Annotated in this window: 27 protein-coding genes and 1 tRNA gene; 11 read left to right on the forward strand and 17 right to left on the reverse strand. The window is 65.5% G+C overall.

Going from position 1 to position 26,865, the window contains the following annotated elements; genetic code table 11:
- Positions 1-43: 43 nt before the first annotated feature.
- The gene (locus ACIP9X_RS06535; RefSeq protein WP_400478914.1) at positions 44-1,288 is read right to left on the reverse strand and encodes an MFS transporter; all 1,245 of its coding nucleotides are present in this window, start codon (positions 1,286-1,288) and stop codon (positions 44-46) included.
- A 170-nt stretch (positions 1,289-1,458) separates the two neighbouring features.
- On the opposite strand from ACIP9X_RS06535, the gene ACIP9X_RS06540 reads away from it, so the two are divergent.
- From ACIP9X_RS06540 to ACIP9X_RS06570, 7 genes are all read left to right on the forward strand, one after another.
- On the forward strand, positions 1,459-1,989 hold the full coding sequence (locus ACIP9X_RS06540; protein ID WP_400479053.1) for an Lrp/AsnC family transcriptional regulator: 531 nt from the start codon (positions 1,459-1,461) through the stop codon (positions 1,987-1,989).
- Between the two features lie 9 nt (positions 1,990-1,998).
- Positions 1,999-2,424 carry a DUF1761 domain-containing protein gene (locus ACIP9X_RS06545; protein WP_400478915.1) on the forward strand — a complete coding sequence of 142 codons (426 nt, stop codon included), beginning with the start codon at positions 1,999-2,001 and terminating at the stop codon, positions 2,422-2,424.
- A gap of 24 nt (positions 2,425-2,448) precedes the next feature.
- The gene (gene corA, locus ACIP9X_RS06550) at positions 2,449-3,444 is read left to right on the forward strand and encodes a magnesium/cobalt transporter CorA (protein ID WP_400478916.1); all 996 of its coding nucleotides are present in this window, start codon (positions 2,449-2,451) and stop codon (positions 3,442-3,444) included.
- A 3-nt stretch (positions 3,445-3,447) separates the two neighbouring features.
- Entirely contained in the window at positions 3,448-3,972 is a 525-nt protein-coding gene (locus ACIP9X_RS06555) for a hypothetical protein (protein WP_400478917.1), read from the forward strand.
- A gap of 179 nt (positions 3,973-4,151) precedes the next feature.
- Positions 4,152-4,883 carry a hypothetical protein gene (locus tag ACIP9X_RS06560; protein ID WP_400478918.1) on the forward strand — a complete coding sequence of 244 codons (732 nt, stop codon included), beginning with the start codon at positions 4,152-4,154 and terminating at the stop codon, positions 4,881-4,883.
- Positions 4,884-5,172: 289 nt separating this feature from the next.
- Positions 5,173-6,372, forward strand: a complete 1,200-nt coding sequence (locus tag ACIP9X_RS06565; RefSeq protein ID WP_400478919.1) for a pyridoxal phosphate-dependent aminotransferase — start codon at positions 5,173-5,175, stop codon at positions 6,370-6,372.
- Positions 6,369-7,328 (forward strand): 2-hydroxyacid dehydrogenase, encoded by a 960-nt coding sequence (locus tag ACIP9X_RS06570; protein WP_400478920.1) that lies wholly within the window; start codon positions 6,369-6,371, stop codon positions 7,326-7,328. The genes ACIP9X_RS06565 and ACIP9X_RS06570 overlap by 4 nt, the downstream gene beginning before the upstream one ends.
- Positions 7,329-7,799: 471 nt before the next feature.
- Here ACIP9X_RS06570 and ACIP9X_RS06575 read toward each other — a convergent pair whose 3' ends face one another.
- The 3 genes from ACIP9X_RS06575 to ACIP9X_RS06585 all read right to left on the reverse strand — a co-directional run bounded on the left by ACIP9X_RS06575 (position 7,800) and on the right by ACIP9X_RS06585 (position 9,366).
- A complete protein-coding gene (locus ACIP9X_RS06575) occupies positions 7,800-8,081 on the reverse strand; it encodes a hypothetical protein (RefSeq protein ID WP_400478921.1) in 282 nt (93 codons plus the stop codon).
- A gap of 643 nt (positions 8,082-8,724) precedes the next feature.
- A complete protein-coding gene (locus tag ACIP9X_RS06580; protein WP_400478922.1) occupies positions 8,725-8,997 on the reverse strand; it encodes a hypothetical protein in 273 nt (90 codons plus the stop codon).
- Positions 8,998-9,168: 171 nt separating this feature from the next.
- Positions 9,169-9,366: a hypothetical protein gene (locus ACIP9X_RS06585; RefSeq protein ID WP_400478923.1), complete on the reverse strand. Its 198-nt coding sequence runs from the start codon at positions 9,364-9,366 to the stop codon at positions 9,169-9,171.
- Positions 9,367-9,484: 118 nt separating this feature from the next.
- Here ACIP9X_RS06585 and ACIP9X_RS06590 point away from each other — a divergent pair, with 118 nt between their 5' ends.
- Positions 9,485-9,970: a hypothetical protein gene (locus ACIP9X_RS06590; protein ID WP_400478924.1), complete on the forward strand. Its 486-nt coding sequence runs from the start codon at positions 9,485-9,487 to the stop codon at positions 9,968-9,970.
- A gap of 85 nt (positions 9,971-10,055) precedes the next feature.
- On the opposite strand, the gene ACIP9X_RS06595 is transcribed toward ACIP9X_RS06590, so the two are convergent.
- From ACIP9X_RS06595 to galU, 5 genes are all read right to left on the reverse strand, one after another.
- A tRNA-Ala gene (locus tag ACIP9X_RS06595) sits at positions 10,056-10,128 on the reverse strand.
- Positions 10,129-10,196: 68 nt separating this feature from the next.
- Positions 10,197-10,997: an SDR family oxidoreductase gene (locus ACIP9X_RS06600; RefSeq protein WP_400478925.1), complete on the reverse strand. Its 801-nt coding sequence runs from the start codon at positions 10,995-10,997 to the stop codon at positions 10,197-10,199.
- Positions 10,998-11,030: 33 nt separating this feature from the next.
- Positions 11,031-12,020: a hypothetical protein gene (locus tag ACIP9X_RS06605; protein ID WP_400478926.1), complete on the reverse strand. Its 990-nt coding sequence runs from the start codon at positions 12,018-12,020 to the stop codon at positions 11,031-11,033.
- Between the two features lie 112 nt (positions 12,021-12,132).
- Entirely contained in the window at positions 12,133-12,753 is a 621-nt protein-coding gene (locus ACIP9X_RS06610) for a GNAT family N-acetyltransferase (RefSeq protein WP_400478927.1), read from the reverse strand.
- Between the two features lie 6 nt (positions 12,754-12,759).
- Positions 12,760-13,665 (reverse strand): UTP--glucose-1-phosphate uridylyltransferase GalU, encoded by a 906-nt coding sequence (galU, locus tag ACIP9X_RS06615; protein WP_400478928.1) that lies wholly within the window; start codon positions 13,663-13,665, stop codon positions 12,760-12,762.
- A gap of 90 nt (positions 13,666-13,755) precedes the next feature.
- Here galU and ACIP9X_RS06620 point away from each other — a divergent pair, with 90 nt between their 5' ends.
- The 3 genes from ACIP9X_RS06620 to cpaB all read left to right on the forward strand — a co-directional run bounded on the left by ACIP9X_RS06620 (position 13,756) and on the right by cpaB (position 15,650).
- A complete protein-coding gene (locus tag ACIP9X_RS06620) occupies positions 13,756-14,364 on the forward strand; it encodes a 5-formyltetrahydrofolate cyclo-ligase (RefSeq protein ID WP_400478929.1) in 609 nt (202 codons plus the stop codon).
- 147 nt (positions 14,365-14,511) lie between these two features.
- Positions 14,512-14,790: an FmdB family zinc ribbon protein gene (locus ACIP9X_RS06625; RefSeq protein WP_400478930.1), complete on the forward strand. Its 279-nt coding sequence runs from the start codon at positions 14,512-14,514 to the stop codon at positions 14,788-14,790.
- Positions 14,791-14,915: 125 nt separating this feature from the next.
- Positions 14,916-15,650 (forward strand): Flp pilus assembly protein CpaB, encoded by a 735-nt coding sequence (cpaB, locus tag ACIP9X_RS06630; protein ID WP_400478931.1) that lies wholly within the window; start codon positions 14,916-14,918, stop codon positions 15,648-15,650.
- A gap of 43 nt (positions 15,651-15,693) precedes the next feature.
- On the opposite strand, the gene ACIP9X_RS06635 is transcribed toward cpaB, so the two are convergent.
- The 8 genes from ACIP9X_RS06635 to ACIP9X_RS06670 form a co-directional block, all read right to left on the reverse strand.
- Entirely contained in the window at positions 15,694-15,924 is a 231-nt protein-coding gene (locus tag ACIP9X_RS06635) for a hypothetical protein (protein WP_400478932.1), read from the reverse strand.
- Complete coding sequence (locus tag ACIP9X_RS06640) at positions 15,921-20,042, reverse strand: AAA family ATPase (RefSeq protein WP_400478933.1); 4,122 nt, start codon at positions 20,040-20,042, stop codon at positions 15,921-15,923. Before ACIP9X_RS06640 ends, ACIP9X_RS06635 begins: the two co-directional genes overlap by 4 nt.
- 136 nt (positions 20,043-20,178) lie before the next feature.
- The gene (gene guaA / locus ACIP9X_RS06645) at positions 20,179-21,768 is read right to left on the reverse strand and encodes a glutamine-hydrolyzing GMP synthase (RefSeq protein WP_400478934.1); all 1,590 of its coding nucleotides are present in this window, start codon (positions 21,766-21,768) and stop codon (positions 20,179-20,181) included.
- A 79-nt stretch (positions 21,769-21,847) separates the two neighbouring features.
- Positions 21,848-22,357 carry a DUF3817 domain-containing protein gene (locus ACIP9X_RS06650; protein WP_400478935.1) on the reverse strand — a complete coding sequence of 170 codons (510 nt, stop codon included), beginning with the start codon at positions 22,355-22,357 and terminating at the stop codon, positions 21,848-21,850.
- A complete protein-coding gene (locus ACIP9X_RS06655; protein WP_400478936.1) occupies positions 22,354-23,223 on the reverse strand; it encodes an SURF1 family protein in 870 nt (289 codons plus the stop codon). The genes ACIP9X_RS06650 and ACIP9X_RS06655 overlap by 4 nt, the downstream gene beginning before the upstream one ends.
- 69 nt (positions 23,224-23,292) lie before the next feature.
- On the reverse strand, positions 23,293-23,781 hold the full coding sequence (locus tag ACIP9X_RS06660; RefSeq protein ID WP_400478937.1) for a PTS sugar transporter subunit IIA: 489 nt from the start codon (positions 23,779-23,781) through the stop codon (positions 23,293-23,295).
- Between the two features lie 51 nt (positions 23,782-23,832).
- Positions 23,833-25,584 carry a glycerol-3-phosphate dehydrogenase/oxidase gene (locus ACIP9X_RS06665; protein ID WP_400478938.1) on the reverse strand — a complete coding sequence of 584 codons (1,752 nt, stop codon included), beginning with the start codon at positions 25,582-25,584 and terminating at the stop codon, positions 23,833-23,835.
- 90 nt (positions 25,585-25,674) lie between these two features.
- Positions 25,675-26,811, reverse strand: a complete 1,137-nt coding sequence (locus ACIP9X_RS06670) for a GuaB3 family IMP dehydrogenase-related protein (RefSeq protein ID WP_400478939.1) — start codon at positions 26,809-26,811, stop codon at positions 25,675-25,677.
- Positions 26,812-26,865: the final 54 nt, after the last annotated feature.

Consider the following 26,865-nt stretch of genomic DNA (forward strand, 5'->3'; position numbering starts at 1 on the left):
CGGCAGGACTGACTACCCTGGGCAGGACCAGCAGCCCGGCTGCCTACAGCCGCGGGGTCCGGAGCGCCCGGCGAAGCGTGAGCACAGCCAGTGCCGTGGCGGCGGCGCCGCAGAGCACCACGAATCCGGTGACGGCCCCCTCAAGGCCATAGGCCGCCGTCGCAAATCCCAGCCCGATCACCGGCAGCGCGCTGCCCAAGTACGTGATGACGTAGACGGTGCTGATGATCTGCGCGTGCCGGGAGGCTTCGACTTTGCCCGCCACATCATTGAAGACGGTGCGGAAGGCAATTCCCTGGCCGGCACCGGCCGCCAGGCTGGCCACGACCAGGAGCCAGGGACTGCTCCATGCCCCGGCGGCGGCGATCATGATCACGGACACGCCGAGCACAGCCAGCCCGGCCGGAACGGCGAACCGGCTTCGGACGGTTACCAGCTGGCTCAGGGCGGAGGCCCCAAGAGTCAGGCCGGCCAGGACACCGATGAGCGGCCGGGAGTCCACGCCCAGCAACCCGGCAAAGTATCCGGGAGCCAGGGACAGGCAGAAGCCAAAGACCGCAAAGCTCAGGAACCCGACGGCGGCGGCCACCCAGAACGCGTCCCGCGCCTCATGCGATATCGACGGCCGGCGTGGAGCCAGGACCTTGAGCGACCGCGGACCGTCGGCCGGTTTGATGGCCGGGCGGGCACGAAGCAGGTAGAGCGGAACCAGGAGGGCCGCGAGGACAAGTGAGTGGACGACGTACGGCGTGGACGTGGGCGCGGGCAGCAGCGAGAGGACGCCGCCGATGGCCGGGCCGGCCGCAACTCCCCCGGCTGACGCCAGCAGCGTGACGCGGGATGCCCACTCGGGCCGCTGCGGAAGCAGCTCCCGCAGCGCGGCGGAACTGGCCCCGGTCGCCAGCGCCACGGCAATCCCCTGCAGCGCCCTGCCGGCAGAGAGCGCCGCCAGGTTTTCCGCGTGGGCAAAGACGACACCGCCTGCGAGGCCCGTCAGCACGGCCAGCAGCAGCGCTGCCCGCCGGCCGATGTGGTCCGACCAGTGGCCGGCCAGCAGCAGGGTGGACGCGAGGGCCAGAACGTAGGCGGAAAACGCCACCGAAATATCCAGGGAGGTCAGGCCGAGCCGGGCCTGCAGCAGGGGGTACAGCGGCGTTGCCAGGTTGGCCCCGACCAGGAGCGTAAAGATCACGACGCCGGCCATCGCCAGGCGGGCGGTGTTGGAGGCGTCCCAGCCCCGCCGGCTAGCGGGAGCGGGCAGCATGCGAAGTTCGCTGAAGACGGTCATGCCGTGTCCTTGCCTGTTTCCGGCAGCCCGGCCCCTTGTGGGAGCTTCCCCTGCCGATGACGGTTGATGCCTCCAGAATGGGTCCATGGCAGGCTTCCCCGGTGAATATCCGTGGAAGAATTGAGCAAAACAGTCAATTTTTTCCTCTGAGAGTGACCCGGAGTGATGATTTGAACGCCTTGGACTCCACTGACCTGAAGATCCTGCTGGAACTGATCCGGGATCCGCGCATCCAGATCGGGGACCTGAGCGACAAGCTGGGCATCGCCCGGAACACCGCCCAGACGCGGTTGCGCCGGATGCTGCGCTCCGGGGTCCTCCGTGACGGAGGCCGGGAAATCGACCTCGAGTCCGTGGGGTACGACGTCGTTGCTTTCGTGACCATCGAGGTAACCCACCGCGAACTCGACGGTGTGGTGGGAGCCTTGCGCCTGCTCCCCCAGGTCCTCGAAGTGCACGAGATCTCAGGCCGGGGCGATGTCTGGTGCCGGGTCGTGGCCACTGACACCCACAACCTGCAGGCCGCCCTTCGATCGATCCTGAGGATCAGGGGGGTCATCCGCACGGAGACCGTTCTGGCGCTGCATACCCACATCCCGTACCGGACTGAACCGCTGATCAGCCGCCTCGCCCAGGGAGCTACCGCCCAGGGAGCCTCGGCGCAAGGAGCTTCGGCGCAGGACAGCCGGGGCCGGGAATAGGATTCAAGGATGGATTTGTTCTCGTACGTTTCTCAGATCAACTGGCTCGCCGTGCTGCTGGCCTTCATCGCCACCATGGCCATCGGCTTCGTCTGGTACCTTCCCGCGGTGCTGGGCACGCGATGGATGGAGGCGATCGGCAAGACGGAAGAGGACCTGAAAAACACTGAGGGCGGCGCGGGCATCTGGCTGCCGATGGTGCTTGCCGCGGCGCTGACCGCAGTCCTTCTCGCCGTACTGATCACCGGACTGGCACTGGATAATGCTCTGGCGGGCGCCTTGTTTGCCCTGGTGCTGGCCGTGGTGTTCCGGGCCGGCGGCCATGTCATCCATAACGGCTTTGCGGGCCGCCCGGTAGCCGTGACCCTGATCGATTCCGGCCACGACGTACTGGCCATGACCGCGGCCGGTGCCATCATCGGCGCAATGTCCTGAGCACCCGGCAGAGATCGGCAGACCGTGACGATTATTGATAACGCCGTCTATGTTGACGGGGTCCGCAGCGTTGAACCGGAAAACCTCGAGCAGACGTTCGAGACTCTGGCGGCTCACGGCGGCATGGCCTGGATCGGGCTCTACCGACCGACCGAGCCTGAAATCGCCGCCGTGGCGGCGGAGTTCGGCCTTCATGAGCTTGCCGTCGAGGACGCCATCTCGGCCCACCAGCGGCCCAAGCTGGAGCGCTACGGGGACAACCTGTTCACGGTGCTCACGCCTGCCCGCTACCTTGACCACACCGAGACAGTGGAGTTCGGCGAACTGCACATCTTCACCGGCAAGAACTTCGTGGTCACTGTCCGGCACGCGGAGATGTCAGGTGTGGGACAGGTCCGGCGCCGCCTGGAGTCGCGGTCCGACCTCCTGCGCCACGGGCCGGAAGCCGTGCTCTACGCCCTCCTGGACCAGGTGGTTGACGATTACGCGCCCGTGGTCGCGGGACTCGAAAACGACATCGACGAGATCGAAGACCAGCTGTTCTCCGGCGACAGCACGGTATCCCGGCGCATCTATGAACTGGCCCGGCAGGTCATTCAGTTCCAGCGCGCCATACACCCCCTGCCGGGGATGATGCAGCAGCTGAAGGGGGGATTCGAAAAGTATGAGGTGGACTCCGACCTGCAGCACAGTCTCCGCGATGTGGAAGACCACGTGCAGCGGGTGATATCCCGGGCCAATTCCTTCCGCGACCTGCTGCAGAACGCGCTGACGCTGGACGGTACCCTGACGGCCAACCGGCAGAACGAGGCGAGCGCCCAACAGAACGAGCAGGTCAAGAAGATTTCCTCCTGGGCGGCGATCTTCTTCGCCCCGTCGTTCGTGGCAGGCGTCTACGGAATGAACTTCGACCACATGCCCGAGCTGCACTGGACGTTCGGCTATCCGATGTCGATCGCGCTGATGGCCGGCACGGCAGGGCTGATGTACGCAATCTTCAAGCGGAAGGGCTGGCTGTAGCGCGTGTCGGAGTTTGAGCGGGGCCTCATCATTACTCCGGGAACGGACCGGCAGCTCGGTGCGTACGGGCTCTTCCGGCCGGCACCCTCCCAGCAACAATCCCTGGAACTCCCGCTGCATACCCTCGCGGCCAAGAGCGCCGCTCCGGACCTGCTCTGGGTGGGCTTTGCGGAGCTGTGCGGCGGTCCGCTGGAAAGTGCCGACTACCGGGGGCTTGCCGCCAGGTACCCGGTTTGGGTCATCGACGGCGTTCCCTCACCGGTCGTGGAGTCCGACGCCGGATCGGGAGCCGGTTCCGCCGGCGCCTGGAAGCGCTTCCTGGAGGTGCTGGAACAGCTCACGGAAGAGGACGTCATCCCCTTCCTCATCGGTCGCGGCCCACTTGACTGGGCATCCCCCGGCCCCGGGCCGGCGGACGCCGGGTCGGAGCGGGCCGCGACCCTTGCCGGGATCGCGGGCCGGCTGGCCGTGCTGCGCCGCCTCGAATCCGACGAAGAGCTTGAGGACGAGCAAACAGGCGGCTGCTAGGAACGGGCAGCGAGCCTCGTCGGTGCCTCGCGCCATGAAGCGCGGGCAGAATAACTTTGCTTTACTGCTGGCCCTGTCCGCGGCGGGATTGCGGGACTACCTTTTACCTATGGCAGGGCAAGCAACAGGTGCCTGGGCCAGTATTGGAGTTTCTACTCATCGGGGAGTGGGACAGGCATATGAAGGCAAGAACCATCACATTTGGGATCATCGTCCTGGTGCTGGTCGCTGGCGGGGCGGCACTTTTTTACTTCAACAATGTGCAAAGCAGGGCCTCCGAGTACAATCCCCAGGTTAATCCTGCTGAGTTCACGAGGGAGATAACGAACAAATACTTCGCCTTGCCCGTCGGCAAGAAGATGACCTACGAGACTGTCGGCGGGGTGGGAGCCGGAGAGAGAGCCGAGATTGAGATCCTGCCGGAGACACGGGTCATAGGGGGCGTCGAAACCGTCATCTATCTGGACAAGGAATACAAGAACGGACAGCTGGTCGAGGAAACCAGGGACTATCTGGCACAGCACAAGAACGGCGATGTGTGGTACTTCGGCGAGGACGTGAAAAACTTTTGGAATGGCATGCTCTGGGACCGCGCCGGAAGCTTTATTCACGGACAGGACGGTGCAAAGGCCGGCATTTGGATGAAGGCCGATCAGCGCGTTGGCGAGACCTATAGGCAAGAGTTTTATCCCGGCCACGCGGAAGACATGCGGGACACTATCGCCACGGGCCAGACCGTCACGACGAAAATGGGCACCTACACCGACTGCGCGAAGGTGGACGACTGGACGCCGCTTGAAAGCAACTCGCGCGAGCACAAATACTACTGCCCCCAGGTGGGCGCGCTGGTCCTGATTGAAGAGGTAGCCAGCGGCAAGCGGACCGAACTTACAAATATCGTCATGCCCTAATGCTCAGCCTCTACTGCCGTCTCCCGTCCGGGTACCGGAACGGCTGTAGGGCTGGCGCTTCCAGAACCGGCGTAGGCGGGCAACCGGGAGGGGGCTAAGACCACACCCAGCGTGCCGCATCCCTCAGCTCACGCCGCGGGCCGGGGCGTGCTGCCGTTGACAGATTTCGCGGCGCTGTTCCCCCTGACATTTTCTTCGCATATCATAATTAGTGTTCTGATATATTAGTCCTGTACTGGATCAGAATCCGCAGAGGATCGATCGTCAACTCGATGAGGAGTGGAACAGCATGCAGCAACTCGCGCAACGGCTCGAACGCCTAGGCACCGAAACCGCCTTCAGCGTCGCGCAAGCCGCCGCCGCCTGGAAGGCGAAGGGGAACCTGGTGTACCCCTTCCATCTCGGCGATATCAACATCCCCACTGCCCCAAACATCGTGGAAGCGATGAACCGGGCGATCGCAGACGGATACACGGGTTACTGCCCGGGCCCCGGCATCCCGCAGCTGCGTGAAGCCCTCGCCAACGACATCGGCTCGCGCCGCGGTATTGAGTTCTCCCCCGAGAACGTGGTGGTGATGACCGGCGGCAAGCCAGTCATCACGAAGTTCTTGCAGGCGGTCATGAACCCCGGCCAGGAAGTGCTCTACCCCAACCCCGGCTTCCCGATCTATGAATCGCAGATCGAGTACCTCGGCGGCACGGCCGTGCCGTACCGCTATGTGCCAACGAGCACGGGCTTCGCGATCGACCTCGAGCAGATCCGCGCGTCGATCACACCGAACACGGTCGCAATTATCTACAACGACCTGCAGAACCCCATCTCAGCCGAGTCGACTGCCGCCGAGCGCGAGGCCATCGCACAGCTCGCGATCGAACACGACCTCTGGGTACTCTCCGACGAGGCCTACTTTGAAACCCGCTACGAAGGCGTCTCGAGCTCGATCACATCGATTCCCGGCATGGCCGAGCGTACTGTCATCCTCTACACGTTCAGCAAGAAGTTCGCCATGACCGGGTCACGCCTCGGCTGCGCCGTCGCCCCGCGTGAGATCGCCCAGGTGCTCAGCACGCTCAACACCAACGACGAGTCCTGCACCACCCACTACGTGCAGTGGGCGGGAGTCGAAGCGCTCCGCGGCCCCCAGGATTCTGTGCAGCAGATGCTTGACACCCTGCAGACGCGCCGCGACACCGCGTGCGAACTCGTCAATTCCATCCCCGGGATGCACGTCGCCGTGCCGCAGTCGACCTTCTACCTGTTCCCTGACGTCACGGAGGTCATGGAGCGTATGGGTTATGCGGCAGTTGGCGACTTCGCCTCTGACGCCCTGTACAAGACCGGCGTCTCCTTCTGCACGCGGGAGCACTTCGGCCGGCGACTGCCCGGTGAGGACCGGCAGTACATCCGCCTCGCCTACTCGGGCATCGAAGCGGAAGCCATCCGCGAGGGCCTCGGACGCCTGCGCGAATGGATCGTGACCGCATGAGCCGGGTAGTCGTTACGGGCAGGGTGCCCGAGGCAGCGCTCGAAAAGCTTCGTGCCGAGCACGAGGTCGATGCCTGGGCCGGTCCGGAGTCGATTGGCCGTGAGGAGCTCCTGCGCCGCGTGGCGGGTGCCGATGCGATCGTGAGCCTGCTCACCGAACGCGTTGACGGCGAGTTGCTCGACGCCGCGGGCCCCCAGCTCAAGGTGGTCTCCAACGTCGCCGTCGGCTACGACAACATCGATGTACCGGCCTGCACCGCGCGGGGCATCGTCGCCACCAACACACCCGGCGTGCTCACCGAGGCTACGGCCGACATCGCGTTCGGGCTCATCCTCATGGCAACCCGCCGGCTGGGTGAGGGCGAACGGCTTATCCGCGCCGGCCAGCCGTGGAAGTGGGGCATGTTCTTCCTGCTTGGCAGCAGCCTGCAGGGCAAGACGCTCGGCGTCGTCGGCATGGGCGGCATCGGCCAGGCGACTGCACGCCGGGCCAAGGCCTTCGGCATGGACATCGTCTACCAGTCGCGCAGCGAAATCGACCCCGCGATCGCCGCGGAACTGGGCGCCCGCCGGGTCGACCTCGACGAGCTCCTGACTGTTTCCGATGTCATTTCGCTCCACTGCCCATACGGACCGGCAACGCACCATCTGATCGGCGCGGAGCAGCTTTCAGCAATGAAGAGCTCCACCTACCTCGTCAACACCGCACGCGGACCGATCGTCGACGAGGCGGCCCTCGCCGCCGCGCTGCGCGAGGGCGTCATCGCCGGTGCCGGGCTGGACGTCTTCGAGAAAGAGCCGCAGGTCCACCCCGAGTTGCTGGACCTGGAGAATGTGACACTCGTGCCGCACCTCGGCTCGGCCACCGTCGAGACGCGCACCGCCATGGCAGTGCTCGCTGCAGACAACACGCTCGCCATGCTCCGCGGCGAGCAGCCGCCCACTCCGATCGGTTAGCCCGACAAGCGCGCACAAGCAACCTGAATAAACGAGTACGAGCCCCGTCCCGAAGGACGAGGCTCGTACTCATTTACATTCTTAGACGCACGGAACAGGATCGCTGCTATGTCCCCGATTCTGCAGGGCGGTTGAGCATCAAGGCCAGGCACTTGCAAGCTAGCCGGTGGCGAGGATCACCCTCCTGCAGGCCCTACCCACCCGCTGAAGTCGCCTCCTCTTCCTCCGGCGCCTCGGTCGTCATCCTTGCCACACCGCAGGCAGCGCTTGTATACGCCCCCGTCGTCGGTGTGCTCGATATGCCACTCGTGGCGGATGTTCAGCTTGCACAGCAGGGCCTGGATCATGGCAGCCTCCGGTAATGTCGCAGCGCGCTGTGCTTCTAATGATGACTTTCAGCAGACCCCGGGGAAATAGGCATCAGTGGCCCCGTTGGTCGCGGGCCGCCGCCAACGGAGTGCCATGAACCTGTTACTGCAACGCGAAGTAACGCTTCGGATCGTCAGCGCCTAGCAGGTCATGGTGGAACATGGTCGCGTCCACCGGCCGGGTGTCCACGAACAGCACCGCTACCGACCGTGAATGGACGATGGTGTACCTGGTCAGGTCTTCCACCCAGGAATGAATCCCGGTGTACTCCCCGACGTCGAACCCGTCGCCGAGCAGTCCCCGCTCCGCGAGCAGGTCGTAGACAAGATTCCAGGCGAGATCCATCAAATCATGGATCGCCGCTTCCACTGTCGGCGCCGTCATGCGGCCATGATCCCACCGGGCACTGACGGCGTGGTGGAACGGTCTGGCGTGTCGTCAACTCCGTCAGACGCTAAGCCGTTTGGGGTTGGATTGCTTAGTGCGCGTGATGCCCAGCCTGCCGACTGGCTCTCCGTTCCTGGCGTCGTTCCCGCTTCTCATCGCGGTCTACGCGAGACAGCAGCACCAGGATCGTAAGGACCCAGATAACAAGAAGCACAAACACCACAGCAATCGCTTCCTGGCCACCCATACAGTCATTTTATGTCCGGAGGGACATTATGGTCCCTAGCGGTTTTCACGGGATCCTGCTCCGGCCCCGTCGGGAAGGACTTCGCCGGTGCGCCGTCCGCCCTGCTCGTGTGGTGCGGTGGAGCCGATGGTGAACGGCCCGGTCCGCTTTCCGTTCGTGCCGCCGCGTCCGCTTTTCAGGGGCGCCAGCTACGAGCAACACCAGGATCGTGCCGGTCCACACAATAGCCATCGCGAATACCAGTGCGATCGCTTCCTCGGGGCGCATACAGTAATCTTATGCCTCGGCACATTGGAGTCCGCCTCTTCCTGACTGCCTTCGGCCCTGACCCCAAGCCATTACTCCTGGTGCCGCCACTTGGGATGCATGCCGGACGTCCGCAGTCATGCGGCGTCAGTGATCGATGGAGACAGTAATGTCCAGATGAATATCCTTGGTGCTGAGCCCGTCCTCCAGGTACCGCTTGAGGCTCGCGGCTGTAGCCGTGTGCTCACTCTCCGCGATCGCGCCACGCAGACAGGCCACCCTGTTTGTGGCTGTAACCATGGACAGCGGTGTGCGGTTGCCCGCGCGTGATGTGAGCCGTTCGATGTCGGTCCGGAATGACTCCTGGCGGCCTTCACGGGCTGCGGCGCGCATAGTGAATGGAATGAAAGCAGTGGGCAAAGGGGAATCCTGTTCTGGCGGCGGCCACTCGGCCCCGCTCTACATGGAACAAGGTCTTCCGCGCCCCTGCTATTCCTCCTTGACCGCCATTGAGGCAGAGCTCACGCCCGCCAGTAGCGACCCGCAGCAGGAAGGCCCGGACCGTTCGACGGTCCAAGGCCTTCCTAGCGTTTATGCCGCAATCAGAATAAGGAACGCCATGGATGCCGTGCTGCTGCCTGAGGCGAACCCGGCGATGGACGGGACAATCAGCCAGGTGCCCAAGACGATGCCGATGATGCCGGACGCAACCCGGAAGCCCGAGGACTTGGACTTCTGCGTTGGCTGCCACAGGACATCCACAGCTTCCAGAACGGTGTTGACCGGCATCTCGTCGGCCCGGCAGCACTAGATGGCGCCGTGCCCGTGTCGCGTCGAAAAATCAATGAGTGACCAGCCCTCTGGAGACCGAAGCGGTACATTTGAAGGGAGCTACCAGGAGCGACCGATGGGCTACACCCACTACTTTCCTGGCCTGATGGCCACCACCGGGGTGATCGATGACGCTCGGAAGATCATCGACAACACCTCCGTGACTGTCTGTGGCCCGAAAGGCCAGGGCCTGCCGATCCTGGATGAGGCGGAGGGAATCCGCCTGAACGGGTTCCGGGCCGCAGGCGAGGCTTGCGAGACCTTTCATCTGCGCGGCACCAAGGAGCCGCACTATCCCTACATGTGGACCTTCTGCAAAACGGAACAGCTGCCCTATGACGAGGTCGTCACCGCTATCCTTATTGCCGCCGCCGTCCGTTCAGCGGCGCCCTCAGAGGGCAGGCTCCGAAGCGACGGGCATTGGGACAACTGGGCCGCCGGCGTGGCACTGTTCGAGCGGGCAGTGCGCCCGCTGACCGAGGACGAGAAGATCGCCCTGGAACTCGACGTCGAAGCGATCAGGCCAGAGCCGCACACGACTCCCAAGCCCGGCGACGAATAAGCTCTGGCCGGACACGGTTTCGGCGGCAAGGTGTTACCAAAGTGTTTAGGCAGGGGATCCGAAGACGCATAATCCCCGGAATCTGTGGAGCTAAGGGGATTCGAACCCCTGACCTCTTCGATGCGAACGAAGCGCTCTACCAACTGAGCTATAACCCCGTGGACGCTGACTCTGTCCTCAGAACCGCAACCTCTGTCCAAAGAACCGCAACGCCGGTTTCCCTAGGCTACAAATTTTCCCGGCACTTTGCCAACCAGGCCTCCAATGTCTCCCGGCCGTACGCCTCGCCGGGCACCAGGTTCCGGCCTTCGCGCAGAAACGTCCCCATCGCGCCGGGCAGCGGCAGCGGGGCAACCAGCCCTTTGGCGCCCGTCACCCGCTTCCAGGTTTGTGCCATGGACTTCATGTCCTGGACCTCCGGCCCGCCAATCGTCCTCAACCTGTGCTGCTGGCCGGAGGCCGGCGCAAGTGCCTCCTCGAGCAGGGCGGCTGCCACGTCGCCCGGCGAGATGGTCTGGAGCCGCGCGCCCCGAATCACGGGAATGAGTCCTACCCGGGATCCGGCAGAGAACAGCCGGGCCGCCAGACTGTGAAACTGCGTGGCACGCACCGTGGCGGTTTCCAGCGCCGTGCGAGCATAGACCCGTTCCTTGTCCGCCTTCGACCGGTAGAAACCGTAGCTCGTCTGGTCACAATTGACGATGGACAGGAGCACGGCTTTGCTAACGCCGGCTTCCAGCGCCGCCGACATCAAAAGGGCGCCGCCGGCGGCGAACTGCCGGAGCGCTTTGCCGCTCTGCCCCTCCAGGCAGTCAATGACGACGTCGGACCCTGCCAGTGACTCCAACAGACCCTCACCAGTGGTGACGTCCCCACGGAAGTAGGCGACGCCGTCGGCGTCGTTGGCGGTGCCCTCGGGTGGGGGGTTGCGGCTCAGGACGGCGACGGCGTGGCCCTGGGCCAGCGCCTGCTGGACCACTTCCCTGCCAACCTGGCCGGTGCCGCCGGCAACACAGATGCGGGTCATGCTGCGAGACTACAGGCGGCAGGGCCGGATGGGCTACGCGCGGCGGCGCTGCAGGACGTCGTCCAGGTTGCTCAGCGCGCTCTGCGCTTTTCCTTGCGGGCCTGCCGGTCCAGCATTCGGCGGGGCGACGGGGGGCGCTGCAGCTGTGCCCTGCTTCAGTGAGGGTTTGCCTGCGGACTTCGGCGCCTCGGGCAGATCGAGAGGCTCCGGGGCGGGGCGTTCGGCTTTGGCCGCCTCGACATAGGTGGGCTTGGGGATCTCGACCGGCTCCCAGCTGGCGGTTTCGTCGTCTGGCCGGCCGGCGGCGGGTCGGGCAGCCGCGGCCAAGCCGGTGTTGTCGCCTGCTGCGATCGCCACAGCCAGCGCAGCTTCGCGCAGCTCGACGGCGGTCAGGGGCTTTGGCTGGGACTCCACCGCCTCGGCGTCGAACAGGGTGCTTTCGGGAAGCTCAGCAGCATCACCGGCGTCGAGATGCGGGTCAGCGAGCGGCGTACGGTTCTCGCGTTCAGCGGGCGCTCCCATGGCTGCCGAGAAGGCGGCGCTGACCTTCCTGCGGCGGTCCCGTACGGCGAGCCAGCGGAGAAGAACGACGGCGGCCAGGCCTGCCAAGAACGATAGCGCGGGAACAAAGCCTGCACCCACGCCAAAAAGCAGCAGGACTGCGGTCACCAAGGCAGCGGCGAAGGACAGCAGCCCGGCCAGGGCGATGGCGGCACGTCCATACCGGATGCGGAACGCACCTCCGGGCTTCGTGGCGGACCTGCCTCCGGGCTGGCCCGGCGTGAAGCCCGCTGCGGATGCGCTGCTCTTCCTGGTGTCCATGCGATTCTCCTGCTGGACGGTCATGTGAAGGACCGTTCCGGCTTGCTGGTTTGCAGTTTCGTGGTCAACGCTCTCCAGCATCAGGTCACCGGCAACCTGGAAGCGGTGCCTGCCGTTGCGGAGCACGTAAGGGGCAACCCAGACCATCCACAGCGCAACAGCGACCACAAGGATGACTGAGCTGCTAAGAGGGAAGTCCACATACAAAACCGTATGAGCAATACGGCAACCCTTGTGGCATTCGTCTCGGTGTGTCGCTCACCGACTCTCAAATCATTGGACTTATGACCAACAGGAGGCTGCCGGCAGGCCATCAGGCGGGCCTCGAGCGCAGCCACGTGCTGAGCAGCCCCTCCGGAACCTCCTCGGCGGTTAGAGCAAAAGAACGGTGGTCGGCCCACTCCCCGTTGATGTGCAGAAACCGCGGGCGGTAGCCCTCGTCACGGAAGCCGAGCTTCTCAACGACACGCAGGCTTGGCCTGTTCTCGGGACGGATGTTGATCTCCATGCGGTGCAGCCCCAGCGTCCGGAAGCAGTGGTCGGTGGCCATGGCTACCGCGGTTGGCGCGATGCCCTGTCCGGCCCGCGCCTCGTCCACCCAGTATCCCAGCGTCGCCATCATGGCTGACCCCCAGACGATGGAGGACACCGTCAGCTGCCCGACGATGACGGGGTCCCGGAACCCCGGTGTCCACGCTGTGATGAGGAAAGGCAGCGCTGTGCCCTGGGCCGCCTGCGTATTGAGCGACCGGACCATCTGCCGGTAGTTGGGCAGTGCCCCGCCCGGGGCCGGGTTGGAAGCCTCCCAGGGGGCCAGCCACTCGTTGTTGCGCGAACGGACCTCAGTCCATTCCCTGCGGTCCCGGTACCGGATGGGGCGAAGGACGATGTCCCCGCATTCCAGTGTCACCGGCCAGATGTGGCTGACCCTCATGGGAAGTTACTTATTCAGTCCGGCAGCAAGTTCCCCAAGCCAGTCGCGCAGACCCGGTCCGAGGTCGTCACTGTCGATGGCAAGCTGGACGCACGCTTTCAGGTAGCTGAGCTTGTCGCCGGTGTCGTAGCGGCGGCCACGGAAGACTACGCCGTACACGCCGCCCCCTTCACCGTCCCTGCCGGCCAGTTCCTGCAGCGCGTCCGTCAGCTGGATCTCGCCGCCGCGTCCCGGCTCGGTCTTTTCCAGCACATCAAAGACATCGGGGTGAAGCACGTAACGGCCGATGACAGCCAGGTTGGAGGGTGCCTCATCGACGTCGGGCTTCTCTACGAGCTTGTTGATCTGGACGTAGCCTTCGCCGTCAATTTCGGAAATGTCCGCGCAGCCATAGGCGCTGATCTGGGATGGCTCCACCTCGATGAGTGCCACGACCGATCCGCCGGTCTTGGCCTGCACCTCGATCATGACGCTGAGGAGCTCGTCGCGGGCATCGATCAGGTCGTCACCCAGGAGCACGGCGAAAGGTTCACGGCCCACATGCTGCCGTGCGCGCAGCACTGCGTGGCCCAGCCCCTTGGGATCTCCCTGGCGGACATAGTGGATGTCGCCCAGGTTGCTGGCGGCCTGGATGGATTCCAGCTTGGCCGTGTCGCCCTTGGCCTCCAGCGTTGCCTCCAGGGCAGGAACCCTGTCGAAGTGGTCCTCCAGGGCACGCTTGTTGCGCCCGGTGATCATGAGGACATCGCTTAGGCCGACCTGGACGGCCTCCTCAACGACATACTGGATGGCCGGCTTGTCCACCACCGGCAGCATCTCCTTGGGCATGGCCTTGGTGGCAGGCAGGAACCTGGTGCCGAGTCCCGCTACGGGGATGACGGCCTTGCGGACTGAAGGATTAGTGGAAGTCACTGGACTAATCTATCGGAGGGAACATTCATACGGTTAATGCTTCCGGTGCTTGGCTGGCCGGACAATTCCTCACGCAAAGGACGAGGCGCCATGTCATCAGAGACAATGTCGAAGGATGAAATCCGCTTGCGGCACCGGGCAGCCCGCGCGGAAATGCAGCCGGATGCCCTTGCAGCGGCAGCGGCCGGAATAGCCCTGCACGGACTGGCGTGGGCGGAGACCGTCGCCGACGGCAGGCCGGCGACGTTTACGGCCTATCTCGGCGTCGGCTTCGAGCCGCCCACTCTCCCGCTGATCTCGGCGCTCCACAGCGCCGGCCACAGGGTCCTGCTGCCGGTGTGCGAACCCGACAGGACCCTTGGCTGGGTTTTCTGGGATCCGGCCGTTCAGTTTGTCCGCAGCCGCTACGCCCCGATCCAGGAACCCGCCGGGGAGCGCCAGGGACTCGAGGTGATGCGGACCGTGGCAGGAATCTTCCTGCCTGCCACGGCCGTCGACATGAGCGGCAACAGGATCGGGCAGGGCGGCGGGTACTACGACAAATTCCTGGCGAAGGCCGAGTCCAACGGCGTGCAGGTACCCAGGACCGCGGTCATTTACGACGCCGAACTGCTGCCGCCTTCCAGCATCCCCGCCGAGGGCTTCGACCGGCCCGTCGATGCCGCCCTCACGCCATCGGGGCTGATCCGGCTGACATAATGCCCCGCGCAGCAAGGTGATAGAATTGGCACTCAGGCCCTGCGACTGCTAAAGGAGCCCCTCCCCCACGGACGTCCTTCGGGATCCGGCCCGGGAAGGCACCCCGGCAGCACGGGACCTGTCGTTTGTCCAAGAGGAGGATCTACAGTGCCCACGTATGCCTATGCCTGCAAGGATTGCAGCCATGCCTTCGACATCGTGCAGTCATTCACTGACAGCACTCTGACGTCCTGCCCCGAATGCCAAGGGACCCTGCGCAAGAAGTTCAACAGCGTCGGCGTTGTCTTCAAGGGCTCAGGCTTCTACCGGACCGATTCACGCGACTCGAAGGGCAGCACGGTTTCCGCGGCTTCCGCTGCGCCTGCCGCTTCGGCAACGCCTGCGGCCGCTGCTGCTTCGCCCGCACCCGCGGCCGCCGCAAGCTAGACCCGCCACATCCCGTCACGCCGGTTGGTCTCTGGTTTTCCACATAGGGGCCTGCTGCGGCGGTGATTTCCACATACGGCTGGCTTCATCTGCCTGCCGGCCGGGACCTTCCATAGCGTGGCTTCATGCCACCTATCGGACTGATTCGCTCCCGGACCGCCGCCGCACGCTCCCGCCGGCGCACGCCGCTGCCCGGACCGCGAGGGCGCCCGCGTACCGGCCGCCTGGGCGGCTGGCTGAACCGCAACCGCAGGCTCGCTGTCGCGCTGCTCCTGTGCGCGGCGGCCGGCATCGCGGTCCACCAGCTGACTCCGGCGCCGGCCCACACAGTGCCGGGCTTGGCCGCGGCACGGGATTTACCTGCAGGTGCCACCCTGGGCGCCACTGATGTCACGGCTGTTAGTGTGCCGCCTGCTGTGCTCTCTCTGGGAACCTTTACCGACGCAGCGGAGGTGAGCGGCAAGCAACTGGCCGCGCCGCTCCGGAAGGGCCAGCTTTTCACAGACGCCCAGCTCGTGGGACCCGGCCTGCTCACGGGAGCGCCGCCCGGTTCAGCCGCGGTTCCGCTGCGAATGGCGGATCCTACCTCCATCCAGCTCGTATCCCCCGGCCAGCTCGTCGATGTTGTGCTGACCAGCGGCCTGGGCTATGAACAGAAATCCGCCTCCAAGGTGCTCGCGGCCGCCGTACCGGTCCTTTGGACCTCAGAGCGTGAAGGCCAAAGCGGGCAATGGCTCGCCGCCGGAGATTCCGACGGGCTCATGGTCGTGGCCGCCACCCCGTCCCAGGCCAGCGCACTGGCGGGAGCTTCAACGCAGGGAAAACTCTTCTTTGTCCTCGTGAACCGGCCACCGGGATGACACCGCCTACGACATACAGGCAGGCAAAGCCCCGCCGGGAGCGTCAGCCCCAGTGAGGCGGCTTCTGCTCCCTGAGCCAGGCGTCATGGTCGGTTTCGGATTCACGGTCTCCCCACGCTCGAGGGTCGTCTTCCGCAGCCTTCTTCGGAACTGCGCCTCCGGGTGTCACAGGAGGTTTAGCCGCCTGTGGCGGGTCGGATTCCGCGGCAGCCGGAGCGTCCGGGGCAGGCTCCGCATCCGTGGGCTGCTCATGATTCGCTTCGTCATCGCTCATCCGGCGTTCTCCTTCCGGTCCCTGCTGCCACCGACGTATTCATCATCGATTGCATCCCCGGATTCCATAACCTCCGCGGGGTCAACATCTGCGAGGCCGGTTCCGTCCTGCGCCTGCTCATCACGGACCTGCTCATCCTGGAACTGCTCACCCTGGAAGTGTCCGTTCCGAAGCTGCACGCCTTGGTCTGGCTCGCCGTGTTCTGCCTGGTTCTCAGCATGCCGGCCGTAGTCGTGGCCCTGGTCGGGCTCGTAGTCCCGTTCCTGGTCCAGATCCGTAAGGGATGCGTACGAGTCATCATCGAGGCCTGTGACGTCCTCATCGAAGAAGCCCGGCGAACCCATACCGCGGACGGCGGGGGCGGGTTTCTCGAGCCCGAGGTAGCCGCCGATGCGGTCGGCGCACGCCGAGGGATCGGTGAAGACCTCTATCGTCCACAGCGGCATGTACCGCCACCCCAGACGTTCCAGAAGCTGAGGGCGCAGTCTGCTGCGTTCCCGGACTGTCATCTGGCGGTACTGCTCTGTGCCGTCGGACTCGATGGCCACCGGACGGGGAATCTCGGCTTCGTCCTGGCCCATCGTGCTCAGGGGGTCTGCTGCCGCCACCACATCGATGACACCGTCGTACTGGTGCCAGACACGCGCCCCGCGCGCCCGGAGCCTGTCCCCCAGGTCGGCCACCAAAGGGTCGGCGCCGAGGGCCTGTTCACTCGCGGCGGCACGGGAAGCCGGAGTCCCCAGGGTGGTGTTGCCGGCGATCTCCCGGTCCAGCAGCTCGTACAGGTCCACGGCCCCGTGGGCGAGACGGGTGCTGTCCAGGTCCTCGGGCTTGAAGCAGGTGAGCACATGCAGGGACTGCCGGGCCCGGGTCATTGCCAGGGCAAACTTGGCCCGGCCGCCTTCGGCAGAGAGCGGGCCGAAGCTGTGCAGCGCCCGTCCGTGGGGTGTGCGGCCATAGCCGGGAGAGAAAATGACATGGTCACGGACCAGGCCCTGTGCGCGCTCCAGGTCCACCACACGGAACGATTCCTCGCCCGCTGTGAAGAACCCGGAAAGCATCGGATAGTTGGGAAGCTGCTGCCGGATCGCCTCGCCAATCCTCGCGGCATGCCGGAGGCTGGCTGTGACGACGGCCAACGAAGTGCGCGGGCGGAGGCGGGCGTGTTCGAACACCAGCTCCACCACCCGGTTGACCTCGGCCACCACGGACTCCACGCCCTCGTGGTCTGCGCTCGGCAGGCCGGTCCCGTCAGGCAGGTATTCCACCAGCAGGGCACGGTCCAGTCCCGTGGCGGACTGGCCTTCGGGCAGGCGGCGGAGGCCGCCGTCGTAAAAGCCCTTGCTGAGCTGCAGCACCAGGTCCTCGTCCACGGCGCGGTACACCGAATGCAGCCGCCGGGTCGGAAGGACCCGCGCAAGCGCAGTGAAGGCGCTCTCCACGCTCTGGTGCGTCGGTTCCCCCGCCGCCAGCCGCTCCACCGCCACAGTGAACGTGCGGGGGCTGGCAATCTTGTCGTCACCGAAGGCGATCACCTGCTTGGCGCGGGCCATGGCAGGCAGAACAGCCTGGAGCGAGGTTGCTTCGGCGTCGAGGATCACCACGGCGTCGAACTTCTGCTCGGCGGGGAGGAGCCCCGTCATGAGGTAGGGGCTAACGGACCAGACCGGCACCAGCATGGGCACGAGCGCGGGCGCCTGGGCCGTCAGCGCCGCAAGCGTGACCCGCCCGTCCTTGAGCAGGCTCCGCAGGAGGTCCGCCTGGCGGGAGTGCTGTTCAATGCCGGCTCTCCAGCGTTCGGCCAGCTGCCAGCGCAGCCGGCCCGCGCCGCTGGCGATGTGTGCGTTGTCGGCGAGCCGGTACTCGGCTTCCAGCTGACGCAACGCATCGCCGTCGGACATGGCGAGATAGTCGTCGCCGCTGATCATTGCCTCGAGCGCGGACTGCCACCAGGCCAGGTCGAGTTCCGCGGCTACAGACTCGGCCGGGACCTCCCGCGCTGAAAGGTCGGCGAGCAGCTCGCCCAGGCCGTGCTCGCGCATGTTCTCGATGAGAAGCGTTCGTTCCGGCAGCGTCTTGAGCGTCTCGGAGTCGGCCACGAGCCGCTCCAGCCGCTCCATCAACTCCGTATAGGGGGTCTTTTCGAGCGCGCCGCCGTCCGACGTGTGCCGCAGCGCGTCTCCCAGCAACTTGAGTTCGCGGGTCAGCCCGCGGTGCATGATGCTGATTTCGGCCAGGCCGGAGGGCACGGCGGGGTGCCGCTGCGTGGTGGCGTAGTCGGACCACAGTGCGCGCTGCTCCTGCACCAGCACCAGCGAACTGTGAAGGTCGGAAATGTGCACCCCGGGGCGCACGTACTCCTTGGCCACGCGGCGCAGGCGGGACCGCTGCATCGAGGGCATTTCGATGCCGCGCTCGCGCCGCCAGGACGATGAGGCCGTAGCGGAGATCAGGTCGTGGACGGGACGGTCGAAAATGTCCGGGGTGAACTTGTCCAGGCTCTCCCGGACAGCCACCAGCAGCCTGAGCTGGGCGCCCCACTCGGCAAAGGTCATGCCCAGCCGGATTTCGGCGTGGTCAGCGACACCCTTCATGCGGCTGTGCAGCTCGGGAAGTTTCTTCTCCACTGAGCGGGCCAGCTCCTGAGCCTCTTCCGTCTCCTTGCGCGTCACCAGGCGCGCCCCGTGCCAGGGGCTCGACGTGGAGGCGCTGCTGAAGCTGCCGAGCTCCGCCGCACGCTTCAGCCTGCCGGCCAGCTCCTCGCGGTCCCGGATGTTGTCCAGAACGCTGCGCTTCAATCGCACGGTGGTGGCAGGGGCGGGCTGGATCGACGTCAGTTCCGCCAGTGACTGCATTGCCTGGTAGGGCGAGCAGCCCCAGCGCTCACGGACATTGTGCAGGGAAGCCACGTGGTCCATCAGGGCGTGCCGGTGCTCGGTCAGGGTCTTGTGCAGGTTGCCCAGGCGCGGTTCAGCCGTTTTCTCGTTCCGGACGATGGCCCGGACCAGCTGCCCTTTGAGCTGCTGCGGCGTGGCGCTGCCGGAGAGCTGGAACAGGATGGACTCCAGGCCGAGGCCCTCGAGGCGGGTGGCAACTTCGCTGAGGCTTGCCCGCCGGTCCCCCACCACAAGTACCGTTTTGCCTTCATCTACCAGCGCGCCGATGGTATTGATGGCCGTCTGCGTCTGGCCGGTGCCGGGAGGGCTGCTGACCAGCAGCGAGTCCCCTGCCCGGACGGTGTCGATGACGTACTGCTGGTCCGCATCGGCGTCCAGCAGCAACAGCTCCTCTGCGGGGTCGCGCTCGTCCACGCTGGGGAAGCGCCCGGGCTGCAGCACCGGAATGTCGATGTCTTCGCCGGCGGCGGAACGGGCCAGGGAGGTCACAAGGGTGTTTTGCTGGTTGATCCACGGGTCATCCAGGTTGTCCGCGAGGTCCGCGAAGGTGGACACCAGCAGGTTGTGTTCCACCTCCGCGCCGGGGATCGGCTTGACGATGGTTCCGAGCCTGTCGAGGACCGGCTGCGGATCGAAGCGTGCCGTGCTGTACGCCATCCGGGTGACCGCGTTGACGTCGAAAACGATGCCGTGAACGGTCTTCAGGTGGCGGATGAGGGCAGGGTTGATCCGCGCCTGCTCGGTCAGTTGCAGTTCGTAGTCGTCTTCCCCGGGCCGGATCGTCAGGGAGATTGCGGTCAGCATGACAGGCGCTGAAACACGCTGCGGTTTTCCTCCGACGGCGGAGGTCCACACCACGGTGCCGGCGGACAGATACCCGGCCTCAATGCCGCGGTCATTGGCCAGTTCGAAAATCTTGGAACGCAGGTTCCGGGATGCGCGGGCGGCAACGACGTACTGCTGCTGGTCCCGGATCAGCGTAGACAGCCTGGTGCGGCGCCCGGCCATGAGCTGGGCAAGGCCAGACGGGTGGGCATGCGTCAGGTCGATCGAGCCCTCGGGGGTCTTGGTGAAGCGCAGCATCGTGTCCGCCCCGGTGACGGGCTTAAGCCCGGAGAGCCACTTTTTGAGCTCCTCCGAACCCTCGGGGTCGGCCTGACCAACTGACACTACTGCCTTCTTTTCTGCGCTTGCACGTGACGCCATGGACCATACGGGCATAGCTTCGAGCGTAGCCGGAAACGGCCCCGCGTGAGAGACCGCAACACTGGAACGGGCCAAGTTGCGGTGCATTTCACCCGCTGGAGCTCAAAGCCCAGCGGCCGGCCTCCCTCAGGAGACCGGCCGCCGGTAACTGCTATTCCCACTCGATGGTTCCCGGGGGCTTGCTCGTGACGTCGAGCACCACCCGGTTGACACCGTCCACTTCGTTCGTGATCCGGTTCGAGATCCGCGCCAGCAGGTCGTAAGGCAGGCGTGACCAGTCGGCGGTCATGGCGTCCTCGGAGGAAACCGGACGCAGCACGATCGGGTGGCCGTAGGTACGGCCATCACCCTGGACGCCCACGCTGCGGACGTCGGCAAGCAGCACCACGGGCATCTGCCACACGTCATTGTCGAGGCCGGCGGCCGTCAGCTCTGCCCGGGCAATGGCGTCGGCCTTGCGGAGCAGGTCCAGGCGTTCCTTGGTGACTTCGCCGACGATCCGGATCCCGAGGCCGGGTCCGGGGAACGGCTGGCGGCCGACGATTTCCTGCGGCAGGCCGAGCTGGGCACCGACGGCACGCACCTCGTCCTTGAACAGGGCACGCAGCGGCTCAACCAGCTCGAACTGCAGGTCCTCCGGAAGTCCCCCCACGTTGTGGTGGCTCTTGATGTTTGCCGCACCTTCACCGCCGCCGGATTCGACGACGTCCGGGTACAGGGTGCCCTGGACGAGGAACTTGATCTTCTCGCCGTGCGCTGCCGCCTCAGCAATGATGGCGCGCTCGGCCTCTTCGAAGGCGCGGATGAATTCGCGGCCGATGATCTTGCGCTTGGTCTCGGGATCGCTGACGCCGGCCAGAGCAGCCTGGAAACGCTCCTGCTCGTTGGCCACGTAGAGGTTGACGCCGGTGGCGGCAACGAAGTCGCGCTCCACCTGCTCGGCCTCGCCTTCGCGCAGCAGCCCGTGGTCAACGAAGACACAGGTCAGCTGGTCGCCCACGGCGCGCTGGACGAGGGCCGCGGCAACGGCTGAATCCACGCCGCCCGAGAGACCGCAGATGACCCGGGCATCGCCGATCTGCCGGCGGATGCGGTCCACCTGTTCTTCAAGGATGTTGCCCGTGGTCCAGTTCGGCTCCAGTTTGGCGCCCTTGAACAGGAAGTTCTCCAGCACCTGTTGGCCGTAGGCGGAGTGCTTCACCTCGGGGTGCCACTGCACGCCGTACAGGCCCTTCTCCTCGTTGGCGAAGGCGGCAACTTCAGCGCCCGCCGTGGTGGCCAGCACCTCGAAGCCCTCGGGGGCCTCGTGGACGGAGTCGCCGTGGCTCATCCAAGTGTTCTGGTGCTGAGGCATTCCCTCCAGGACGGAACGGCCTTCGCCAAGGATGGTGGTCTGGGTGGAGCCGTACTCCCGCAGCCCGGTCTTGTCCACCTTGCCGCCCAGGGCGTTGGCCATGGCCTGGAAGCCGTAGCAGATGCCGAACACCGGGACACCGGCCTCGAAGAGGTCCGCGCCGACGTTTGGGGCGCCGTCCGCGTACACGCTGGCGGGGCCGCCGGAGAGAATGATGGCGGCGGGGTTCTTGGCCAGGAGCTGCTCAGTGCTGTGGGTATGCGGAACCACTTCCGAATACACATTCGCTTCCCGGACGCGGCGGGCAATCAGCTGCGCGTACTGGGCACCGTAGTCAACAACCAGCACCGGCTTCTGGGAAGTCTGGGATGCAGTGGGAGTAGTCACCGTCCTAGACTACTTGGCACTGTTGCCCCGATGCATCTTGAAGGGCCCTGCTGTGACGCATGAAACGCCGGCAGCGGCGCTAGTACCGGCTGGCTGCTTCCGGGTGGGCTGCCAGCTCGGCCTCCACCTCGGCGTGGAACTTCTTCTCCACGATGAAGGACAGGAACGGGACCACCCCGCCGAGCGCCAGCAGGATCAGTTTCAGGAAGTTCCAGCGCATCAGTGCCCACAGCCGGAAGTTGGACATGAGGTACACCACGTACATCCAGCCGTGAACGATCAGCACCGTGACCGACAGGTTGACGCCGCCCAGCACACCCTTCGGTTCGGCATCGGCAAAACCGAAGCCGAACGGCTGCCCGGTGACGGCGTTGGTCCCGCCGGCGAACAGGTACTGGCCGAAACCGTAGCGTGCCACCAGTTCCGCGCAGAGCAGCAGCAGCATGGCGCCGGTGAGGTAGGCCATGACCTTGTAGAACTTCAGTGCGGAGCGGATCTGGGCCTGTGTGCCGCCGAAGCGCCGCTTCTTCTGGCCCGGGGCGGCGGAGTTCGAGGGCTGGGGCTGGATGGCCGGCTTGGGTTCAATCATGGCTGTACCTTTGGTTGGTTCTGGTCGTGTTCGGTCCGGGCGGGCTGCATCTGGTCGGCGCCCTCCGGTCCGGGGATGCCGTGGCTGTCCTCGTGTTCCTCGAGGCTGCGCTGGTAGTCGTCCTTGACCAGGCGCCACCAGATGAAGAGGGCAAAACCGGCGAAGACAATCCATTCCACCGAATAGAACAGATTGAGCCAGTTGACCTTCGCGGGCGGCGGCTGGGCACCGATGTTGAGCGGCTCGAGGCCGCCAGCGGCGGCGGCAGCACCGACGTCGGACGTTCCGGAGATCTCGGAGGTGGCGGAAACGAAGGCCGGGTAACTGCTGACGTTCCAGACGTTAATGAGTTCGGCCACAGAAACGGCGGTGGCCTGTCCGGGTGCCGGGGCCTTGCCCGGGACGGGCGCTTCGGACGGCAGGAGCCGTCCGGTGAGCCGGATAGAGCCCGAGGGCGGGGCGCTGGCGTCGGCGGGATCGGCGATCCAGCCGCGCGCCACAGGTATCCAGGTTTTCGGGGACACTGCTGCACCCTTGAGTGCCGGGGCGCCGTCGACGGCGAAGGCGTCCACCACCCAGTAGCCCATTTTCCCGGCGTTGAGCCGGCCCGGAATGATCACCTGCTTCGAGGGGTCGTAGCTGCCGGTGGCCGTGACCATCTGGTCTGCCACTGAGCCGCGGAAGAATTCCCCGGGCTGCAGCAGCCCCGTCAGCTCCTTGACCTCCTCGGTGGTCGGGCTGACGGGCATCTCGGGCTGCGTGGACCGGCCGAACTGCCATTGGCTAAGCAGCACGAAGACACCAGAAACGGCGATCGCAAAAATTAGGCCTGCGATCCACCGGGGCTGGAGGGCTGTTTTCCACACCCCTTAACCGTACTTCGTCTTCGTGTAGAACAACGAAACGGCTGGTCGGGCAAAGGACCTGGCGGAACGTCAGTGGTCGAAGAAGACCAAGCTTGAGTTGATCAGCTCGGCAATGACCTCGGCGTCGTAGGCACGGCGCAGGGATTCCCGGAAGGATTCCTTGGACAGGGACCGTGCGAGGGTGGCCAGCACTTCCAGGTGGTCCGAGAAGGAACTCGCGGGCGTGGCGATCAGCAGGACGACGTTGGCCGGACCGTCGGCGGCCCCGAAGTCGAGGGCCTTTCCGTATTTGGTGATGCCCACAGCGATGGAGGTGCGCGACACGAATTCACTGCGGGCGTGGGGCAGTCCAACGCCGCCGGGAAGGCCGGTAGCCAGCTGGTGCTCGCGGGCGTTGACGTGCTTCAGGAAACCGTCAAGGTCGGAGATCCGGCCGGCGTCGAAGAGACGCCGGGCGAGCTGCTTTGAGGCATCCAGCCTGTTGGCCGCGTCCATCTCCAGAATCACCATCTCCGGTGTGGTGAGCTCCGCATCGTAACGGTCCAGTGGTTCCGCCAAGTGGTGTCCCTTCAGTGAGGCGCGGGCCTCTTGCGCGGCGGGATGGCGATCTCAGCGCAGCGGCACGATGTCCTCCACGCCCAGGCGTGCAGCGTCGGCAGACTCGTCGTCCGGCTGCTGCTGGCTGAGTCTTTCGGCTTCCACCCGCGCGAGGTAGTGCTTGATTTCGCTCTCCCGCTGCGCATCGCTCCAGCCGAGAATTTCTCCCATAAGCTTAGCGACTACCGGCGCGGCAGACACACCCCGGTCCCAGGACTCGATGGAAATGCGCGTCCTCCGGGTCAGGACGTCCTGAACGTGCCTGGCGCCTTCATGGCTGGCAGCATAAACGGCCTCAGCCTGCAGGTAGTCATCGGCTCCCGGCAACGGCTCCGCAAGCTCGGGGTTCTCCTTGATGAGGGCCAGCACTTCCGGCGTCATGGAGCCGTAGCGATTCAGCAGGTGCTCGATGCGTGCCACATGAACGCCCGTCTCCTCCGCAGTCCTGTTGCGGCGGTTCCACGCCGCCTTGTATCCGATGGCGCCGAGGAGCGGAATGGTGTCGGTGCAGCTCGGCGGCACGCGCTCGTCCATGCTGCGGGTCGCTTCGTCCACTGCATCCTTGGCCATGACCCGGTAGGTGGTCCACTTACCACCGGCCACCACCACGAGCCCGGGCACCGGGTGGGCGACCACGTGCTCCCGGGACAGTTTGGCTGTGGAGTCGTTCTCCCCCGCCAGCAGCGGCCGGAGCCCGGCGTACACACCCTCGACGTCTTCCCGCGTCAGGGGGCGTTTCAGGACGGCGTTAACGTGTTCCAGCAGGTAGTCGATGTCCTTGCTGGACGCGGCCGGATGTGCCTTGTCCAGGTGCCAGTCCGTATCGGTGGTGCCGATGATCCAGTGCCGGCCCCAGGGAATGACGAACAGCACGGACTTTTCCGTACGAAGGATAAGGCCGACGGTTGACTGGAAGCGGTCACGCGGCACCACCAGGTGGATACCCTTCGATGCCCGGACCTTCAGCTGGCCGCGCTCGGTGACCATGGCCTGCGTCTCGTCAGTCCAGACGCCGGTTGCGTTGATGACCTGCTTGGCGCGGACATTGAACGTGGAACCGTCCTCATGGTTGACCACCTTTGCCCCGACCACGCGTTCGCCCTCGCGGAGGAATTCGACCACAGCCGTCTGGTTGACGGCGTGGGCCCCGTAATGGGCGGCGGTGCGGACGAGGTTGGCCACGTACTTGGCGTCGTCCACCTGGCCGTCGTAGTAGCGGATCGATCCGACGAAGGCGTCGTCCCTCAGGCTTGGAGCTGCCCGCAGTGTCCCACGGCGGGTCAGGTGCTTGTGGAACGGGACCCCCCGCTTGTGTCCTCCCGAGATGGACATGATGTCGTAGAGGGCGATGCCGGCCCCGATGTACGGGCGCTCAAGGAACGGCTTATGCAGCGGATAGAGGAACGGGACCGGGCGGGCGAGGTGCGGAGCGAGTTCCGACAGGAGGAGGCCGCGTTCCTGCAGCGCCTCCTTGACGAGCCCGAAGTCCAGCATTTCCAGGTACCGAAGTCCGCCGTGAATGAGCTTGGAGGAGCGGGATGAAGTGCCGGCCGCCCAGTCATTGGCTTCGACAATGCCGACGCTCAGTCCCCTGGTGACGGCGTCGAGCGCCACGCCGCAGCCGACAATTCCGCCGCCGACGATGAGGATGTCGAGTTCCTTGCCGGGCTGGGTGGTGGCCTTGAGTGCCGCGAGGGAGGTTTCCCTTGCTTCCGGCCCCAGGGCGCCCCTGGCCTCGGCAGATCCACCGGCGAAACTGGTCATGATGCGCCTCCATCCTCGTCAAACCTCGTAGTTCACCAGACTACTTCGTACCTCTGCCGATGGGCAGGGCAGGCGAGGGGCAGGGAAAACTCAGTTTCCTTCGTACGGCGACACCACGACGTCGACGCGCTGGAACTCCTTGAGGTCCGAGTAGCCGGTGGTGGCCATGGAGCGGCGCAGCGCGCCGATCAGGTTGGAGGTGCCGTTGGTGTGGTGGCCCGGGCCGAACAGGACTTCCTCCAGGGGACCCACCGTGCCGACGTTGACCCTGTCCCCGCGGGGCGACTCAAGGTGGTGCGCTTCCTGGCCCCAGTGCCAGCCCTTGCCCGGCGCCTCCTCGGCACGGGCCAGAGCGGAACCGAGCATGACGGCGTCCGCGCCCATGGCGATCGCTTTGACGATGTCGCCCGAGGCGCCCATGCCGCCGTCGGCAATGACGTGGACGTAACGCCCGCCGGACTCATCCATGTAGTCGCGCCGCGCCGCGGCGACGTCGGAGATGGCCGAGGCCATCGGCGAGTGGATGCCCAGCGCACGGCGGGTAGTGGTGGTGGCACCGCCGCCGAAGCCCACCAGGACGCCGGCAGCACCGGTGCGCATCAGGTGCAGCGCGGGCGTGTAGCCTGCCGCGCCGCCCACGATGACGGGCACGTCGAGTTCGTAGATGAACTGCTTGAGATTCAGCGGTTCGTGGTCCTTGGAGACATGCTCGGCGGAAACCGTGGTGCCGCGGATGACAAAGATGTCGACGCCGGCGGCCACTACCGTTTTGTAGTGTTCCTGGGTGCGCTGCGGCGTCAGGGACCCGGCCACCGTGACGCCTGCGGCACGGATCTCTGCAAGGCGCGTGGTGATCAGTTCGGGCTGGATGGGGGCACGGTAGAGCTCCTGCATCCGGCGGGTGACGGCGGGGCTGTTGGTTTCGTCTTCGAGCGAGCCGATCTCATCCAGCACTGACTGCGGGTCCTCATACCGGGTCCAGAGACCCTCGAGGTCCAGGACTCCGAGGCCGCCGAGCTTGCCGAGGGCGATGGCCGTCGCGGGGGACATTGCCGAGTCCATCGGCGCAGCGATGACCGGCATGTCGAACTGGTAGGCATCGATCTGCCACGAGACGGAGACGTCCTTGGGGTCTCGGGTGCGACGGTTGGGGACGATCGCAATGTCATCCAGGGAGTAGGCACGACGCCCACGCTTGCCACGGCCAATCTCAATCTCGTAAGTCACTGCTCTAGGTTATCCCAGCCTCAGTGCTGTCCAGGGACCGGCGACCGGGACCGG

Source organism: Arthrobacter sp. NPDC093125, assembly GCF_044754225.1.
In the GTDB taxonomy this organism is placed as follows: domain Bacteria; phylum Actinomycetota; class Actinomycetes; order Actinomycetales; family Micrococcaceae; genus Arthrobacter.

Excerpts from the sequence above, each read along its gene's own strand:
- ACIP9X_RS06575 (WP_400478921.1), bottom strand. The coding sequence starts at position 8,081 with ATGACGGCGCCGACAGTGGAAGCGGCGATCCATGATTTGATGGATCTC.
- ACIP9X_RS06620 (WP_400478929.1), top strand. The coding sequence starts at position 13,756 with ATGTCATCAGAGACAATGTCGAAGGATGAAATCCGCTTGCGGCACCGG.
- ACIP9X_RS06640 (WP_400478933.1), bottom strand. The coding sequence starts at position 20,042 with ATGCCCGTATGGTCCATGGCGTCACGTGCAAGCGCAGAAAAGAAGGCA.
- ACIP9X_RS06590 (WP_400478924.1), top strand. The coding sequence starts at position 9,485 with ATGGGCTACACCCACTACTTTCCTGGCCTGATGGCCACCACCGGGGTG.
- ACIP9X_RS06585 (WP_400478923.1), bottom strand. The coding sequence starts at position 9,366 with ATGCCGGTCAACACCGTTCTGGAAGCTGTGGATGTCCTGTGGCAGCCA.
- ACIP9X_RS06535 (WP_400478914.1), bottom strand. The coding sequence starts at position 1,288 with ATGACCGTCTTCAGCGAACTTCGCATGCTGCCCGCTCCCGCTAGCCGG.
- ACIP9X_RS06545 (WP_400478915.1), top strand. The coding sequence starts at position 1,999 with ATGGATTTGTTCTCGTACGTTTCTCAGATCAACTGGCTCGCCGTGCTG.
- ACIP9X_RS06650 (WP_400478935.1), bottom strand. The coding sequence starts at position 22,357 with ATGATTGAACCCAAGCCGGCCATCCAGCCCCAGCCCTCGAACTCCGCC.
- ACIP9X_RS06600 (WP_400478925.1), bottom strand. The coding sequence starts at position 10,997 with ATGACCCGCATCTGTGTTGCCGGCGGCACCGGCCAGGTTGGCAGGGAA.
- ACIP9X_RS06610 (WP_400478927.1), bottom strand. The coding sequence starts at position 12,753 with ATGAGGGTCAGCCACATCTGGCCGGTGACACTGGAATGCGGGGACATC.
- cpaB (WP_400478931.1), top strand. The coding sequence starts at position 14,916 with ATGCCACCTATCGGACTGATTCGCTCCCGGACCGCCGCCGCACGCTCC.
- ACIP9X_RS06565 (WP_400478919.1), top strand. The coding sequence starts at position 5,173 with ATGCAGCAACTCGCGCAACGGCTCGAACGCCTAGGCACCGAAACCGCC.
- ACIP9X_RS06635 (WP_400478932.1), bottom strand. The coding sequence starts at position 15,924 with ATGAGCGATGACGAAGCGAATCATGAGCAGCCCACGGATGCGGAGCCT.
- ACIP9X_RS06665 (WP_400478938.1), bottom strand. The coding sequence starts at position 25,584 with ATGACCAGTTTCGCCGGTGGATCTGCCGAGGCCAGGGGCGCCCTGGGG.
- ACIP9X_RS06560 (WP_400478918.1), top strand. The coding sequence starts at position 4,152 with ATGAAGGCAAGAACCATCACATTTGGGATCATCGTCCTGGTGCTGGTC.
- ACIP9X_RS06570 (WP_400478920.1), top strand. The coding sequence starts at position 6,369 with ATGAGCCGGGTAGTCGTTACGGGCAGGGTGCCCGAGGCAGCGCTCGAA.